This window comes from Candidatus Pseudothioglobus sp. Uisw_041, from assembly GCF_048087625.1.
In the GTDB taxonomy this organism is placed as follows: Bacteria; Pseudomonadota; Gammaproteobacteria; order PS1; family Pseudothioglobaceae; genus Pseudothioglobus.
The window spans coordinates 1,045,408-1,059,645 of record NZ_CP159805.1 but is presented as its reverse complement, the minus strand read 5'-3'; the positions used below and the strand labels follow the sequence as shown (position 1 = coordinate 1,059,645).

The following is a 14,238-nucleotide window of genomic DNA, read 5'->3' as shown; positions in this document are numbered from 1 at the left end:
TAAAGCTTGAATACAACAAATTATCCATATTGGTTGTATATATAATTATTTTTATAATGAAAATTAAATACTTAGTTTGTGATGATAAATAAAAATAAATTATCAGCTATTATTGATATGGATAAGCATCCAATTAATAGCTCTATTTATAGGACTGAGTGTAAAAGAAAATTAGATAATGAAGGGGTACTTGTTCTTACAGATTTTCTTTTAAAGGATACAATCAATAAAATTCTTAAAGAGTCTAATAAACAGGAGGATTTAGCTTATTACTGTGTAAATAAACATAATGTTTATTTAGAGCCTTCAGATCCTAGTTTTCAAGATAGTCATCCAAGAAACAAAACCGTGATATCTTCAAAAGGATGTATCACTGATAATCAAGTTCCAAGTGACTCTTATTTAAGGTTTCTTTATAATTCGAAAAGGTTTAAAGAGTTTCTTTGCGAGGTTTTAAGCGAAGAAGCATTATATAAATATGATGACGAATTATCTTCAATAAATATTCATTATGCTAAAGAAGGGCAGGAGCTAGGTTGGCACTTTGATAACTCTTCTTTTGCGATTACATTGTTAATACAAAAGCCCATATCTGGAGGGAGATTTGAGTACATTCGTGATTTTAGAAACTCTTTTAATAATGAAAATAATTATGATCAAGTTTCGCTTTTATTAGATAACAGATGCTCACCTAACAAATTAAAAATGGAAAATGGTTCACTTGTTTTATTTCGAGGTAAAAACGCTATACACCGAGTAACACCGACAGAAGGAGATTTGACAAGAGTGTTGTCGGTTTTAGCTTACAATTCTGAGCCTGATGTAAAGCTTTCAGAGTCAGCAAGAATGACTTTTTTTGGAAAATTATATTAAGCATTATGATTAATAATCAAAAAGGTTTACTGTGTTGTTAAAGTAACTTAACTACTATGCGCTTATTTAATTAAAATACACTCTTTTTAAACATTTCTAGTAATTCAATAATGAAAAAGACATTTGAATTGATTCATCCTAAAATTAAACCAGCTAGACTTATCGAGGCAGCTAGGCGTGACGTTAAAAAATATTTAAAGAGAGAGAATAGAAAATTACTTCCTGATGATTTTGATTGTTGGAATTTTGATTGCAAGTTTGGCCCTTCAGAAGAAAAGGCCGAGGTTATTTTATCTTCTGAAATAAGTAAGTGCATCAGTGAGGCAGAAGCAGAGAGCTTGAAATCATTTTACTTAGAGATTCTTGCTAAACCAGGCTACAAGAAAAGTTTTGCTAAGCTTAAGGCTTTAGACGAAGAATAAAAACTTTACTTTATTGATGGTAGTTTGGTGCTTCCTTAGTAATTGAAACATCATGAACATGAGATTCTGTCATGCCAGCTGCAGTAACTTGAACGAATTGAACCTTTGTTCTCATGGCTTCAAGGTTTTTACAGCCAGTATAACCCATAGATGATCTTATGCCTCCGACCATCTGATGAATAATAGGCCGTATAGTATCCTTTGAAAGGGACTCTTCCTTCTATACCTTCGGGAACTAGTTTTTCAGCTGCAAGTTCGGCTTGAAAGTATCGATCTGAAGAGCCATGAGCTTGACCCATTGCACCAATTGAGCCCATGCCCCTATATGCCTTATAAGACCTTCCTTGAAATAGTTCAACCTCTCCAGGTGACTCTTCGGTTCCTGCAAGCATAGAGCCAAGCATAACGCAGTGTGCTCCAGCTGCAAAGGCTTTAGCTGCATCACCAGAGAAACGAACACCTCCATCAGCAATTACTGTCACATTGGTTCCTTTAAGGGCATCAGCAATATCAGAAATTGCGCTAATTTGAGGTACCCCAACGCCTGCAACAATTCTAGTTGTGCATATACTTCCTGGCCCAATTCCAACTTTTACACTATCAGCCCCGGCTTTAACAAGATCTAGAGCAGCTTCTGCGGTTGCAATGTTTCCAGCAATAATTTCTAAATTAGGAAAGTCTTTTTTTGTTTTGATGACGCGATCGATTACGCCTTGTGAATGACCATGTGCAGTGTCAATAACTATTAGATCGACGCCAGCCTTTACAAGTGCACTAATACGATCTCCTGTTCCTTTTCCAACACCAACCGCAGCTGCAACAATTAGTCTCTCTAAATCATCCTTTGCAGCTTTTGGAAAGTCACTGGTTTTCTTAATATCACTAACGGTAATCATTCCACCTAATTTAAATTTTTTATCTGTAACTAAAACTCTCTCAATGCGATGTTTTTGAAGAAGCTTACGGACGGTTTCCATAGATGTGCCCTCTTCAACAGTAATAAGTGATTTCTGAGGAGTCATTACATTTTCAACAATCTCATCAAGGCGAGTTTCAAATAAAACATCACGACTGGTAATGAGGCCAACTAAGATGTTATTTAAGACAACTGGTAATGCTGAAATACCATGTTGAGCTTGAAGAGCAAATACGTCTTTAATGCTTGCAGATGGATCAATACTAATAGGATCCCTGATGATTCCAGACTCGAAACGTTTTACTTTTCTTACTTCTCTAGCTTGCGCCTCAATAGACATATTTTTATGAATTACTCCCATGCCGCCTTCTTGAGCGATTGCAATAGCAAGCTTACCTTCAGTAACTGTATCCATTGCAGCAGAGATGATAGGTGTATTTAACGTGATTAGATTGGTAAGTTTTGATGTTAAGTCAACTTCTTTTGGGAGCACTTCAGAGTGAGCAGGGACTAGTAATATGTCATCAAAGGTAAGCGCTTTTTTTAATTCTTTCATTTAGTTCTCCTAATTTTTTAGTACCGTCTTCTATTAAGAAGACCAGGGATGATAAAACCAATTATCATTCCAAAGAAAAGTACTATTGCACCAACTATGAACCAATTTCTAGAGCTGGTGTCTTTTTGAATTTGAGTATTATTTTCTGCCAATTGAAGCTCTGTTTTCAGTTGAAGTTTTTCTTGAATATGTTTTTCATTTTCATGTTCTAGTTTTAAGGCATCTTGATAAATTTGTTCAATATGCTCCTTTTCAGCCTTTGACTTTGAGCTCTGAATGACTAAATCTGTATTTTCTTGTTTTAAAGTTAAAAGTTCGGTTTCTAAGACTTCCTTTTCACTAGTAAGTTTGGATAATAATAGTTTGTTAGCGTTATAACTTCTTGTGAGTTTTTTAAGCTCTTTACGCGCGGGAGGCTCATTTGATATATAAAAAGATTTAATCCATCCAATAGTGTCATCAAACTGAACTTGAGCCCATCCATCTTCAGTGCTTTGCAATAAAGAAAGTTCGGTCCCAGATGGAAGAAGACGAATTATATTTTCACCAAAGTTTTGATCCGCTCTTATTGGAATATCTAGTTGGTCAGTAATATAGACCAAAGACTCTGCACTAACTTTAAAAGTTAGAAGAATGAGGATCAATAATGTTGATATATATTTGTTCATATTAGATTTTATCAGTATTCTATCTTGCTTAGATTCTTAAAAATGTTTTTTCCATGATTTTTCAATGAATTACACTGTATTTCATAGTAAAGAAATTTTTTCAAGTTGCGACTCCATGTCTTGTAATGCTTTTTCAACAGTAGCAAGTTTATCTTGTTCTTTTTTAACTACAGCTTCAGGGGCGCCGCTTGTAAATTTCTTGTTGTTTAGTTTTCCTGAGAATTGAGCTTTAAGTTTTATTAATTTATCAATTTCTTTGTTAAGCCTATCTATTTCAGCATCTTTATCGATAAGACCTGCTAAAGGGATTAAAATTTTCATTTCTCCAACTAGTGCAATTGCTGACTCAGGCTCTTCTTTATTCGCCTCTATGAGTTCAATACTGTCTAATTTAGCAAGGGTAAAGATGATTGATTTATTATTTTCAATGTAATCTTTGTCTTTGGAATTAAAGCTCTTGATAAAGCATTGCAAAGGCTTTCCAGGAGAAATATTCATTTCACCTCTGATTTTTCTAATACCTAAAATAAATTCTTTCAGCCATTCGACCTCAGATTCTGCCTCATTATTAAAAAGAGCCTCCTCAGGCTCAGGAAAGGCCTGCGAAATAAGCTTTTCATCAGAGCCACTATGAAGCTTTTGAGATTGTTCAAAAATTTCTTCTGTGATAAAAGGAATGATTGGGTGCAGTAGGACTAAAGTTTCTGACAAAACTTTTAAAAGAGTCGCTTCACAGCCTTGTTTTGTCTTATTATTTTCTAGCAGTGGTTTTGAGAGCTCTAAGTACCAGTCACAATAATCATGCCAAACAAATTCATATAGAGTTTGACTCATCAAATCTAATCGATAATCAGCCAAATGTTTTTCAACTTCAATTTTTGTGTGTTGAAGCCTGGACAGTATCCATTTATCTTGATTAGACAACACAGCATTAACATTAATTGATTTAGATTCAAGATTTATCAGGACAAAGCGTGAAGCATTCCAAAGTTTATTACAAAAATTTCGATAGCCTTCAACCCTTTTTAGATCAAATTTAATATCTCGACCAAATGATGCTAGAGCAGCAAAGGTAAAACGTATTGCATCAGTTCCAAAGGCAGGAATCCCATCAGGAAACTCTTTTTTAGTTTGTTTTTGAATTTTTTCAGCTAATTTTGGTTGCATCATTCCTTGAGTTCTTTTCTCAAGAAGATCATTAAGCGAAATGCCATCAATCAAGTCAATAGGATCTAATACATTGCCCTTAGATTTACTCATTTTTTGGCCATTGCCGTCCTTAATAAGACCGGTAATATAAATATCTTTAAAGGGTACATCTTTAGCAAATTTTAGCCCAAACATAATCATACGAGCTACCCAGAAAAATATGATATCAAAGCCAGTAACAAGAACGCTAGTTGGATAGAAGCGAGATAATTCAGGGGTTTTTTCTGGCCACCCTAAAGTAGAAAAAGGCCATAATGCAGAAGAGAACCAAGTATCTAAAACATCTTCATCTTGCTCTAAATCAACTCCAACTCCAGCCTGAGCTTGAGCTTCTTCAAGGTTATTTGCTACATAGAATTTACCTTCTTTGTCATACCAAGCAGGTATCCGGTGTCCCCACCAAATTTGACGGGAAATACACCAATCTTCGATATTGTCCATCCAATTGAAATAAGTCTTACTCCAGTTTTCAGGAACAAATCGGATGTCACCATTTTTTACAGCATCTATAGCAGGACCTGCTAAAGGCTTAACTTTGACAAACCATTGGTCTGTCATGTAGGGCTCAATAATGCTATTAGTTCTGTCACCCCTTGGCACCATAAGAGTGTGCGGATCAATCTTTTCAATTAAATTTTGACTTTCAAGATCTTTAACAACCTCTTTGCGAGCATCAAAACGGTCAAGCCCTTGATATTTATCAGGAGCGTTAATGTTTATGCTGGCATCATCAGTTAATATATTGATAATTTCAAGGCTATGTCTTTGTCCAATTTCATAATCATTAAAATCATGAGCAGGAGTAATTTTTACGCACCCTGTTCCAAATTCCATATCCACATAGTCGTCAGCAATAATTGGGATTTTTTTGTTGGAAAGAGGAAGGTCTATAAACTTACCAATAAGGTGTTGGTAGCGAGTATCTTCGGGATGAATTGCAACGGCTGTGTCTCCAAACATGGTCTCTGGTCTTGTTGTAGCAACAACCAATACTTCATCAGATTCTGCAACTTGATATCTGATATGCCATAAAAAACCTTGCTCCTCAGTACTGATGACTTCTAAGTCAGATACTGCAGTTAAAAGAACAGGATCCCAGTTAACTAGTCTTTTCCCTCTATAGATTAGGCCTTCATTATAAAGATCGATAAATACTTTCTGAACTGCCTTAGATAGAGGTTCGTCCATTGTAAAACGTTCCCGCTCCCAGTCAACTGAAGCACCTAAACGCCTCATTTGGGAAGTTATAGTACCGCCAGATTTAGACTTCCAGTCCCAGATTTTTTCTGTAAATTTCTCACGACCTAAGTCGTGCCTGGAAATATTCTCAAGTCCAAGCTGTCTTTCGACTACCATTTGAGTTGCAATGCCCGCATGATCTGTACCAGGCTGCCACAGGGTTTGTTTGCCTTTGCTTCGATTATATCGAGTGTATACATCCATGATTGTGTGCTGAAAAGCATGGCCCATATGAAGGCTACCAGTTACATTTGGAGGGGGGAGGACGATGCTGTATGAAGCTTTACTAGCTGAATTTGCTTTTGAAGAGAAGAGGTCGCCTTGTTCCCATAAATCGCGATATTTTTGTTCGATTAGCTCTGGGTTGTATGTTTTTTCCATGAAGGCGAGGTGTCAGATATAACTGACATATTATACAATAGTTAATCGAGTCAAGATAAGGCTTTAAGGGCTACTTAATCATAATCTTTACGGCCTGAAAGGGCATGTGCAATTGTATTAATATCTGTGTATTCAAGCTCACCTCCAAGTGGTATTCCGTGAGCAATTCTAGTTGTCTTTACTTGATATTTTTTAGCTAAATTATGAATATAATGAGCAGTTACTTCACCTTCAATTGTTGCATTAGTTGCTAAAATTACTTCACTAACATCACTGTTACTAAGAAGTTCCTCTAATTCATTTAAACCTAGTTCAGCTGCACCAATGCCATCGATTGGAGAAAGATAGCCACTAAGCACAAAATACTTCCCAGTATAGACACCACTCTGCTCAATAACATGAATATCTGATGGGGTTTCAACAACACATAGCTGAGAATTATCTCGTGATATATTAGAGCAGATTTCACAAATATTTTTTTCAGTCAAAGTTCGGCATTTTTCACAGTTTTTAACATTTTCCATTGCGTCTGTTAGGGCTTTGGCTATTTCTAAACCTCCTGGCCTATCTCTTTCTAAAAGATGATATATAAATCTTTGAGCAGTCTTTGATCCAACACCTGGTAATTTACTGAAGGCTTTGTTAAGTTTTTCAATCATAGTTATTATTTAGTAGATAGCTAGAAGGGAAGATTTAAACCACCAGTCACATTTTTCATTTTATCTTTAGATGCGCTATTGACTTTTGAAGATGCATCATTAAAGGCGATCATAATTAAATCTTCAAGCATTTCTTTATCTGTTAATAGCGAATTATCTATGTTAATGCTAGTAGTTTTATATTCTCCATTTAATATAATTTTAATGGAGCCAGATCCTGAAATACCCTCACAAGTGATTAATTTAATTTCTTCTTGTGCAGCCTCCATGTCTTCTTGCATTTGCTTTGCTTTTTGCATCATTCCCGCCATTCCACCCTTAAACATTATCAGACTCCTTTATGGATTTAATAGACTTAACGTCTACTTGAGAATTAAATACCTCTTGAAGTTCTTTAAGTCCATCATCATTTAAAAATTGATTTTCTGTTTGTTTGCGTTTTTCTTCACTTTTTACAGATTCTTTTTGAGATAAGGAGCTTCCATTAGTTGAGCCTGGATTAATAACCAGTGTTATTCCAGGATAGTCTTCATTTAGTGTTTTTTCAATTGAGCTTTGTGTATTCTGTGTAAGTAAATTAATAAAGTCATCGCTTAATGTAAGTGAAAGAATTTGGTCTTTAAGAGAGTCAAATACTGTATTTTTAACAAGCATTTTTGCAGCACCAGCAAAGCCTAACTCAGTAATAATTTTTTCCCAGTCATTTTGAGATTTTACGTTGAGTTGGTTTTCTATTGCTTGAATGCTTTCTTCCCCCACTTTGATTGGTAACTTGTCTTTAGTCAGTGAGTTACCTTGAGTTTTTTCTTTAGGAGGCTCTTTATTAGTGGTATTGCTACTTTGAGATGATTTCAGAGTTTTTTTTTCAGCCTGACTATCAGGATGAAATGCAATCATTCTTAATAGAGTCATCTCAAGTCCAATTTGCTCACTTGGAGAGTGACGCATATCTTTTTGGCCATTAATTGCAATCTGATAGTAAAGCTGCAAATCTTGTGCTGAAATAATCTTTGCAAGTTCATTTATTTCTGGAGATACTTGCTCAACATCATCAATCATTTGAGTTGTTGCAATTTTATGAAACAGCGAGATCAAATCATTAAGAGTATTAGTTAGATTTTCTCCTTTATATGCAAGCTCTTTTATAAACAATAAAACCTCTTGAGCATTTCTATTGATAACCAATGTGGCAAGCTGAACAATTTCATTGTGACTAACGAGTCCAAGCATTGCTTTGAGATCATCCTCTTTAACAGCCCCATTTCCATAGGATATTGATTGATCTAAAAGGCTAAGAGCATCTCGCATTGACCCATTTCCAAAATCAGCAATCTTAGATAGTGCTTCGTCTTCAAATTTAAGATTTTCTGCATCCATAATAAACTTAAGATGATTAAAAATTTCATCATGAGAAAGCTTATTTAAGTTAAATTGAAGGCAGCGCGATAGAATAGTAATTGGTAATTTTTTTGGATCAGTGGTTGCCAATAAGAATTTAATATGTTTTGGCGGCTCCTCTAAGGTTTTTAAAAGCGCATTAAAGCTACTTTTAGAAAGCATGTGAACCTCATCAATGAGGTAAATTTTATATAGGTTTTTAGTAGGGGTGTATTGAGCGTTTTCAAGAATTTCTCTCATATTGTCAACGCCAGTATGAGATGCAGCGTCAAGTTCAATGAGGTCTACAGATTGTCCCTTATCAATTTCTATACAAGTTTCACATTTCCCACATGGTTTAGAGCTTACACCATTTTCACAGTTGACTGATTTCGCAAAAATTCTTGCAATAGTCGTTTTACCAACCCCACGAGTACCGGTAAACAAAAATCCATGGTGAAGATTATTGTTGTCAAGGGCGTTTACTAGAGTTCTTACAGTATGGATTTGACCGACAAGCTCTTTAAAGTTATGAGGTCTGTATTTTCTTGCTAAAACTTCGTAGTGCTCGCTCATTACTTTTTATTTTATTATATTTAAAGTGGCGCCGAGAATAGAGTCCAACACATAAAAGAATTATTACCGTTGCTCCCTTCCAGGCCTGGCGGGGTTCATAACTATTTATTGTCGGCATACCCTCGACACCATTTTCGATTTTACTTGAATTGGTTATTCTAATTATTTAATATTCGATCTTTAGAATAATTTAGTTGATTTTTGAGAGATTTATGATTATCTTATATTTAGGCTGTTTTTAAGAACTGATATTGGTCATAAATTGATGACCATATTGGTCCAGAAAGACCAGAATTAATAATGTTATTATCAATTGAGGTGATGGGGAGAATTTCTCTTGTTGAGCTAGTAACCCAGACCTCATCAGCTTCCATTAATTGCTCTTTACTAAATGTAGTTTCGCTTACTTTAATATTAAGTTTTTTAGCAAGCGAAATAGTAATATCTCGAGTAATACCTGGAAGAATATTTCGTCCTTTTGGGTGCGTATAAATGCAGTTATCTTTTACAATAAAGACATTAGAGCTAGAGGCCTCTGTAACAACACCATTTCGCAGGAGAATTGCCTCTTCTGCATTGTTTTCTTTAGCCTCTTGAGCATAAAGGGTGTTTGCCAAAAGTGATGTTGCCTTAGTATTACTTTTTAGCCACCTTATGTCTTCTCTTGTGATAGCTGATTTGCCTTTAAAAAGAGAATTTTTCTCTCTAGGTCCAATCAAACTTGATTGAATGTATGTGGTTGGATTTAATTCATCATAGGTATGTTTTCTGTTCTGATCACAGCCCCTTGATATTTGTAAATAAATTGCTTGATTAGTATTTTTTATATTAAAGGATATTATTTTTTTTATTAGGCTTTTCCAGTCATCGTTGCTATGGGGGTTTTTAATGTTTATGGCATCAAGTCCGTCTTGAAGTCTCGAAAGATGTGCTTCAAAACCAATGATTTTTTTGTTATAGACTGGAAATACCTCATAAACTCCATCTCCAAAGAGAAAGCCTCTGTCCATTACTGAAATATATGCCTTTTCTTTTGGAATAAAATTACCGTTTAGATATACCATTTATGTTATATAAACATAAGCTTAATCGTGTCAATCATTTTAGTAAAGATACCACCTTCAATTGCATCTTCAAGGGCTATAAGTGGGAGGGTTGCAATATCTTCATTACTGAAGCTTATTACGAGTGTTCCTACTTGATCTCCTTTATGAATTGGTGCAATTAAATCACTAGAAAGATTAATAGTTTGGGTGGTATATTTAAATTGGTTTCGCGGTAATGTTAAAAAGCTTGTATCGGAAACTCCTACCTTAATATTTGCCTGTTTTGATTTATACACAGGTACTTGATGAGAAATATCATTAACTGACTGCGTTTCAAAAAAACGAAAACCATAGTCTAAAAGTTTTTCTGTTTCAGTGGTGCGAATATCAGGGCTTTCTGAACCGAGCACAACCGAGATAAGCCTCATACCAACTCTATTCGCACTTGTTACTAGACAATATCCCGCTTTTTTAGTCCAGCCAGTTTTTAATCCATCGACAGTGCTATCCCTTGATAAAAGTTTATTTCTATTGGGCTGAGTGATGTTATTGTAGGTAAATTCTTTCTCGCTATACCATTTGTAATAATCTGGAAAGTCTCTAATCATTGCACTTGAAAGAATAGCCATATCTTTTGCAGTCGAATATTGATTATCATGTGGTAGTCCCGAGGAATTCTCAAAGTTAGAATTTTTCATTCCAATTTGCTCTGCATAGTCATTCATAAAGAGAACAAACGTTCCTTCTGAACCAGCTACATGCTCAGCTAAAGCAACAGAGGCATCATTTCCAGATTGAATTATCATTCCTTTAAGCAAGTCTTCAAGTTTGATCATTTTTCCAACTTCAATAAAACTTCTTGATCCACCAGTTCTCCATGCTTTTTCACTTATTTTTACTTCTTCATCGAGAGTAATAAATCCCTCTTTAAGTCTTTTAAAGATGACATATGAAGTCATCAGCTTTGTAAGACTTGCAGGAGGCCTCATTTCGTTTTCATTATGTGACGCAAGAATTTTGCCAGAATTGTGATCCATTACGACGAATGCTTCTGCAGCAATTGCAGGGGCATCAGGAATATAAAAACGAGGCTCCTCAGCATTTACGTTTGTTAAAAATAGTATTAAAAAGGCTGATTTAAGGAGCAGAGTAAAAGAATTGATTTTCATAAGGTTATTTTTTAATTAATTATTTAAAATTTAAATTGGAAAAATTATTGTTTAAGTTATGTATTTAATTATAACTAGTTACTGTAAATACCTTGGGCCTTTATGTTTATGAATTGACATAATAATGCCAAAACTTGCCATAAGAGTTATAAGTGATGAGCCTCCATAACTTATTAGAGGGAGGGGGACTCCAACCACAGGAAGGAGGCCCGAAACCATACCAATATTAACAAAAATATATGTAAAAAATACAAACGTTAGGCTAGCACCCAATAATCTTGAAAAGTTGTCCTCACATCTTAGAGATAAGATAAGGCAGCGATAAATTATGAGTGAGTAGATTATTATTAATAATAAAACGCCAAGAAACCCAAGTTCTTCTGCTAAAACTGAAAAAATAAAATCAGTAGATTGCTCTGGAACAAAGTCAAGCTGTGATTGAGAGCCCTTTGCAATACCTTTACCAGTCAAGCCTCCCGAACCAATTGCAATTTTTGACTGAATAATGTGATAGCCAGACCCTAATGGATCAGATTCTGGATTGAATAGAGTTAAAATTCTTCTTTTTTGATAGGCTATCAAAAAATAATTCCATGCTAAAAATAAGGAGCCACCCAACAAGCTTGAAAGAAGCAAAAGGTTTAACCATTTGCTTTTTAATAGCATCACTGTTACGCCAGAAAAAAATAAAACATAAACCCCAGATGCGCCTATTAATAAAGAGGTTCCCAGGTCTGGCTGCCTAGCAATGAGAAGAACAACTAGTCCAATAGCCAGCATTGATATTAAGACTGGAAGAGGACGGGGAGGTAAAGTTTTTTCACTTAAGATTGCAGCAATTGTCATTGGCACAATAATCTTCATTAATTCTGAAGGTTGAAATCTAACTAATCCAAGGTCTAGCCATCTCTGAGCGCCCCCTCCAGAACTACCAAAAAAAAGAACTAATATCAGTAGAAAAATACCTAGAATCATTAGTATGGGGGCTGATCGAAGCATAATAATCGGGGGAATTTGAGCGATTACTAGCATTACTGATGTTGCTAATCCAAGATGAACTAATTGACGATAAACTAGGTTTAAAGAGCCACCAGAGCTACTGTAAAGAATAAGTAGTCCAAGAGACGATAGCAAGATTATTAATATTAATAGAGGTGTATCAATTTTAAAAAACTTATAAAACTTGATTATTGTTTTGTATAAATAAGAAATCATAAAATTAATAAACCAACTTTCCTTAAGTCTCCAAGAAGTAAATTAAAACTGGAACATGCAGAAGTGTTATTCATGCATTCGACCCCTAAATTAATTTCTGATAATGACATTTGTTGCTTTGGAGATAGAAAAACTGGGCTACTACCAGTTCCAATTATTAGAAGATCAATTGACTCTTTTGATAAAAGTGGAAATAGAAATTCTTTATCAACTTCAGTTAATTCTATAGCCGATAACTCCTTTGACTCATTAGAAGAAATAAAGCAGGGTAATTTTAACTTTGAGTGGGAGAGCGTAATTGTTAAATCATCAAATGAAATAACGGTATTTTGATTAGCATTTTGCTGAGTGAATTCCATTAATATACTTCGCTATTTGGATGATGGGATAATATTATAACAGTGTAAAATTAGCTTATCATTTGTTTTGATTCGGCAGTTTAATAGCGTTAATTAATCTTTTAATAAATGAGCTATTAAGTAACTTAAAATTTAAATCTATAATTCTTAAATAATAAATGAAATCAAGATTTGCTCCTTCCCCAACTGGTTATTTGCATATTGGTGGTGCTAGAACAGCTCTTTTTGCATGGCTATGGGCAAAAAAAAATAATAGTAAGTTTGTTCTTAGAATTGAAGATACTGATAAGGAGCGTTCAACCCAGGCCTCTGTTGATGCAATTTTGGAGGGAATGGACTGGCTTGCTTTGGACTATGATGAAGGCCCAATTTATCAGAGTGATAGAACTGTTCGCTATAATGAAGTTATCTCTGAATTACTTATAAAAGGCAAAGCGTATTATTGTGATTGCTCTATCGAGCGATTAGAGTTAATGAGAGAAGAGCAAATTGCAAAAAAAGAAAAGCCTAAGTATGATCGATGCTGTCGAGATAAGGGGTTAAAAAATGGCGTTATTAGATTTCTTAACCCTGTTGACGGCAATGTAAGCTTTAGTGATTATGTTAAAGGTGATATAAGCATTTCTAATTCTGAATTAGATGACTTAATTATCTCAAGGTCAGATGGATCTCCAACCTATAATTTGACGGTTGTAGTCGACGACCATGATATGGCAATAGAGTGCGTTATCAGGGGTGATGACCACATTAATAATACTCCTAAGCAAATTAACCTTTATGAGGCTATGGATTGGCCTTCCCCTAAATTTGCTCATGTACCAATGATCTTGGGCTCAGATGGATCACGCTTATCAAAAAGGCATGGAGCCCTTAATTTATTATCATACAGGGATGAAGGCTTGCTGCCTTTCGCTCTTCTTAATTATATTGTAAGGTTAGGCTGGTCTCATGGAGATCAAGAAATCTTTTCTGTTGATGAAATGATTAATCTTTTCGATCTGAGAAGTATTAATAATTCACCAGCTAGCTTTAATCAAGAAAAGCTTGAGTGGATTAATCACTCTCATATAAAAACAACTGAGGTCAATGAACTTGCCTCTAATCTTAAATGGCACCTTGATCAATTAAACATTGAAGTAGGTGATGGACCTGTTCTTAATGAAGTTATTGATGCTCTTCGAGATCGCTCTAAGTCCCTAGTCGATATGGCGCAAAGCTGCGCCATGTTTTATAATGATTTTAAAGAGTTTGATGAAGTTCAAGCAAATAAGGTTTTTACTCAAGAATCAAAATTAATATTATTTGATTTATTTACTAACTTAAACGATATAAGCTCTTGGACGGCTGAGAATATTCATTCTACTATTAAAGGTATTTGTGAGGCTAGGGATGTTGGTTTTGGTAAGGTAGGCCACCCATTTAGACTTGCTATTAGTGGTGATGGTAAGGCGGGGAGTGTTGACATAAGCGCGCAACTTGTTGGCAAAACCAGAACCTTGTTTCGAATACAAATGGCTTTAGATTATATTGATAATATTAATTCTTAATCTTGCTCTTAGGCATATAAAAAAAG

12 protein-coding genes, 1 other RNA gene and 1 pseudogene are annotated in these 14,238 nt (G+C 34.9%); 3 read left to right on the top strand and 11 right to left on the bottom strand.

Annotation, left to right across the window (positions count from 1 at the left end; genetic code table 11):
• The first annotated feature begins 81 nt into the window (after positions 1–81).
• Both ABXT44_RS05345 and ABXT44_RS05340 read left to right on the top strand, forming a co-directional pair.
• Positions 82–873 carry a 2OG-Fe(II) oxygenase gene (locus ABXT44_RS05345; RefSeq protein ID WP_416686226.1) on the top strand — a complete coding sequence of 264 codons (792 nt, stop codon included), beginning with the start codon at positions 82–84 and terminating at the stop codon, positions 871–873.
• 110 nt (positions 874–983) lie between these two features.
• On the top strand, positions 984–1,295 hold the full coding sequence (locus ABXT44_RS05340) for a DUF6172 family protein (RefSeq protein WP_416686225.1): 312 nt from the start codon (positions 984–986) through the stop codon (positions 1,293–1,295).
• Positions 1,296–1,305: 10 nt separating this feature from the next.
• Here the strand turns inward: ABXT44_RS05340 and guaB are convergent.
• The 11 genes and pseudogenes from guaB to ABXT44_RS05285 all read right to left on the bottom strand — a co-directional run bounded on the left by guaB (position 1,306) and on the right by ABXT44_RS05285 (position 12,665).
• Positions 1,306–2,767: pseudogene (gene guaB, locus ABXT44_RS05335) on the bottom strand (IMP dehydrogenase).
• Between the two features lie 17 nt (positions 2,768–2,784).
• Positions 2,785–3,435, bottom strand: coding sequence for a TIGR04211 family SH3 domain-containing protein (locus tag ABXT44_RS05330; RefSeq protein ID WP_416686224.1), 651 nt, complete (start codon positions 3,433–3,435; stop codon positions 2,785–2,787).
• A gap of 81 nt (positions 3,436–3,516) precedes the next feature.
• Entirely contained in the window at positions 3,517–6,264 is a 2,748-nt protein-coding gene (locus ABXT44_RS05325) for a valine--tRNA ligase (protein WP_416686223.1), read from the bottom strand.
• Positions 6,265–6,338: 74 nt separating this feature from the next.
• On the bottom strand, positions 6,339–6,923 hold the full coding sequence (recR, locus tag ABXT44_RS05320; RefSeq protein ID WP_416686222.1) for a recombination mediator RecR: 585 nt from the start codon (positions 6,921–6,923) through the stop codon (positions 6,339–6,341).
• Positions 6,924–6,943: 20 nt separating this feature from the next.
• Positions 6,944–7,249: a YbaB/EbfC family nucleoid-associated protein gene (locus tag ABXT44_RS05315; RefSeq protein WP_416686221.1), complete on the bottom strand. Its 306-nt coding sequence runs from the start codon at positions 7,247–7,249 to the stop codon at positions 6,944–6,946.
• The gene (dnaX, locus tag ABXT44_RS05310; RefSeq protein WP_416686220.1) at positions 7,242–8,876 is read right to left on the bottom strand and encodes a DNA polymerase III subunit gamma/tau; all 1,635 of its coding nucleotides are present in this window, start codon (positions 8,874–8,876) and stop codon (positions 7,242–7,244) included. The genes ABXT44_RS05315 and dnaX overlap by 8 nt, the downstream gene beginning before the upstream one ends.
• 29 nt (positions 8,877–8,905) lie before the next feature.
• Positions 8,906–9,001, bottom strand: an RNA gene (gene ffs / locus ABXT44_RS05305) — signal recognition particle sRNA small type.
• Between the two features lie 102 nt (positions 9,002–9,103).
• A complete protein-coding gene (locus ABXT44_RS05300) occupies positions 9,104–9,886 on the bottom strand; it encodes an aminotransferase class IV (RefSeq protein ID WP_416688444.1) in 783 nt (260 codons plus the stop codon).
• Between the two features lie 59 nt (positions 9,887–9,945).
• A complete protein-coding gene (locus tag ABXT44_RS05295) occupies positions 9,946–11,091 on the bottom strand; it encodes a D-alanyl-D-alanine carboxypeptidase family protein (RefSeq protein WP_416686219.1) in 1,146 nt (381 codons plus the stop codon).
• A gap of 78 nt (positions 11,092–11,169) precedes the next feature.
• Entirely contained in the window at positions 11,170–12,306 is a 1,137-nt protein-coding gene (gene rodA, locus ABXT44_RS05290) for a rod shape-determining protein RodA (RefSeq protein ID WP_416686218.1), read from the bottom strand.
• Positions 12,303–12,665: an MTH938/NDUFAF3 family protein gene (locus tag ABXT44_RS05285; RefSeq protein WP_416686217.1), complete on the bottom strand. Its 363-nt coding sequence runs from the start codon at positions 12,663–12,665 to the stop codon at positions 12,303–12,305. Before ABXT44_RS05285 ends, rodA begins: the two co-directional genes overlap by 4 nt.
• Before the next feature lie 158 nt (positions 12,666–12,823).
• Here ABXT44_RS05285 and gltX point away from each other — a divergent pair, with 158 nt between their 5' ends.
• Positions 12,824–14,212 carry a glutamate--tRNA ligase gene (gltX, locus tag ABXT44_RS05280; protein ID WP_416686216.1) on the top strand — a complete coding sequence of 463 codons (1,389 nt, stop codon included), beginning with the start codon at positions 12,824–12,826 and terminating at the stop codon, positions 14,210–14,212.
• The last annotated feature ends 26 nt before the right edge of the window (positions 14,213–14,238 follow it).

Coding starts and splice junctions, on each gene's coding strand:
- ABXT44_RS05345 (WP_416686226.1), top strand. CDS start 82: ATGATAAATAAAAATAAATTATCAGCTATTATTGATATGGATAAGCAT.
- ABXT44_RS05340 (WP_416686225.1), top strand. CDS start 984: ATGAAAAAGACATTTGAATTGATTCATCCTAAAATTAAACCAGCTAGA.
- ABXT44_RS05330 (WP_416686224.1), bottom strand. CDS start 3,435: ATGAACAAATATATATCAACATTATTGATCCTCATTCTTCTAACTTTT.
- ABXT44_RS05325 (WP_416686223.1), bottom strand. CDS start 6,264: ATGGAAAAAACATACAACCCAGAGCTAATCGAACAAAAATATCGCGAT.
- recR (WP_416686222.1), bottom strand. CDS start 6,923: ATGATTGAAAAACTTAACAAAGCCTTCAGTAAATTACCAGGTGTTGGA.
- ABXT44_RS05315 (WP_416686221.1), bottom strand. CDS start 7,249: ATGTTTAAGGGTGGAATGGCGGGAATGATGCAAAAAGCAAAGCAAATG.
- dnaX (WP_416686220.1), bottom strand. CDS start 8,876: ATGAGCGAGCACTACGAAGTTTTAGCAAGAAAATACAGACCTCATAAC.
- ABXT44_RS05300 (WP_416688444.1), bottom strand. CDS start 9,886: ATGGACAGAGGCTTTCTCTTTGGAGATGGAGTTTATGAGGTATTTCCA.
- ABXT44_RS05295 (WP_416686219.1), bottom strand. CDS start 11,091: ATGAAAATCAATTCTTTTACTCTGCTCCTTAAATCAGCCTTTTTAATA.
- rodA (WP_416686218.1), bottom strand. CDS start 12,306: ATGATTTCTTATTTATACAAAACAATAATCAAGTTTTATAAGTTTTTT.
- ABXT44_RS05285 (WP_416686217.1), bottom strand. CDS start 12,665: ATGGAATTCACTCAGCAAAATGCTAATCAAAATACCGTTATTTCATTT.
- gltX (WP_416686216.1), top strand. CDS start 12,824: ATGAAATCAAGATTTGCTCCTTCCCCAACTGGTTATTTGCATATTGGT.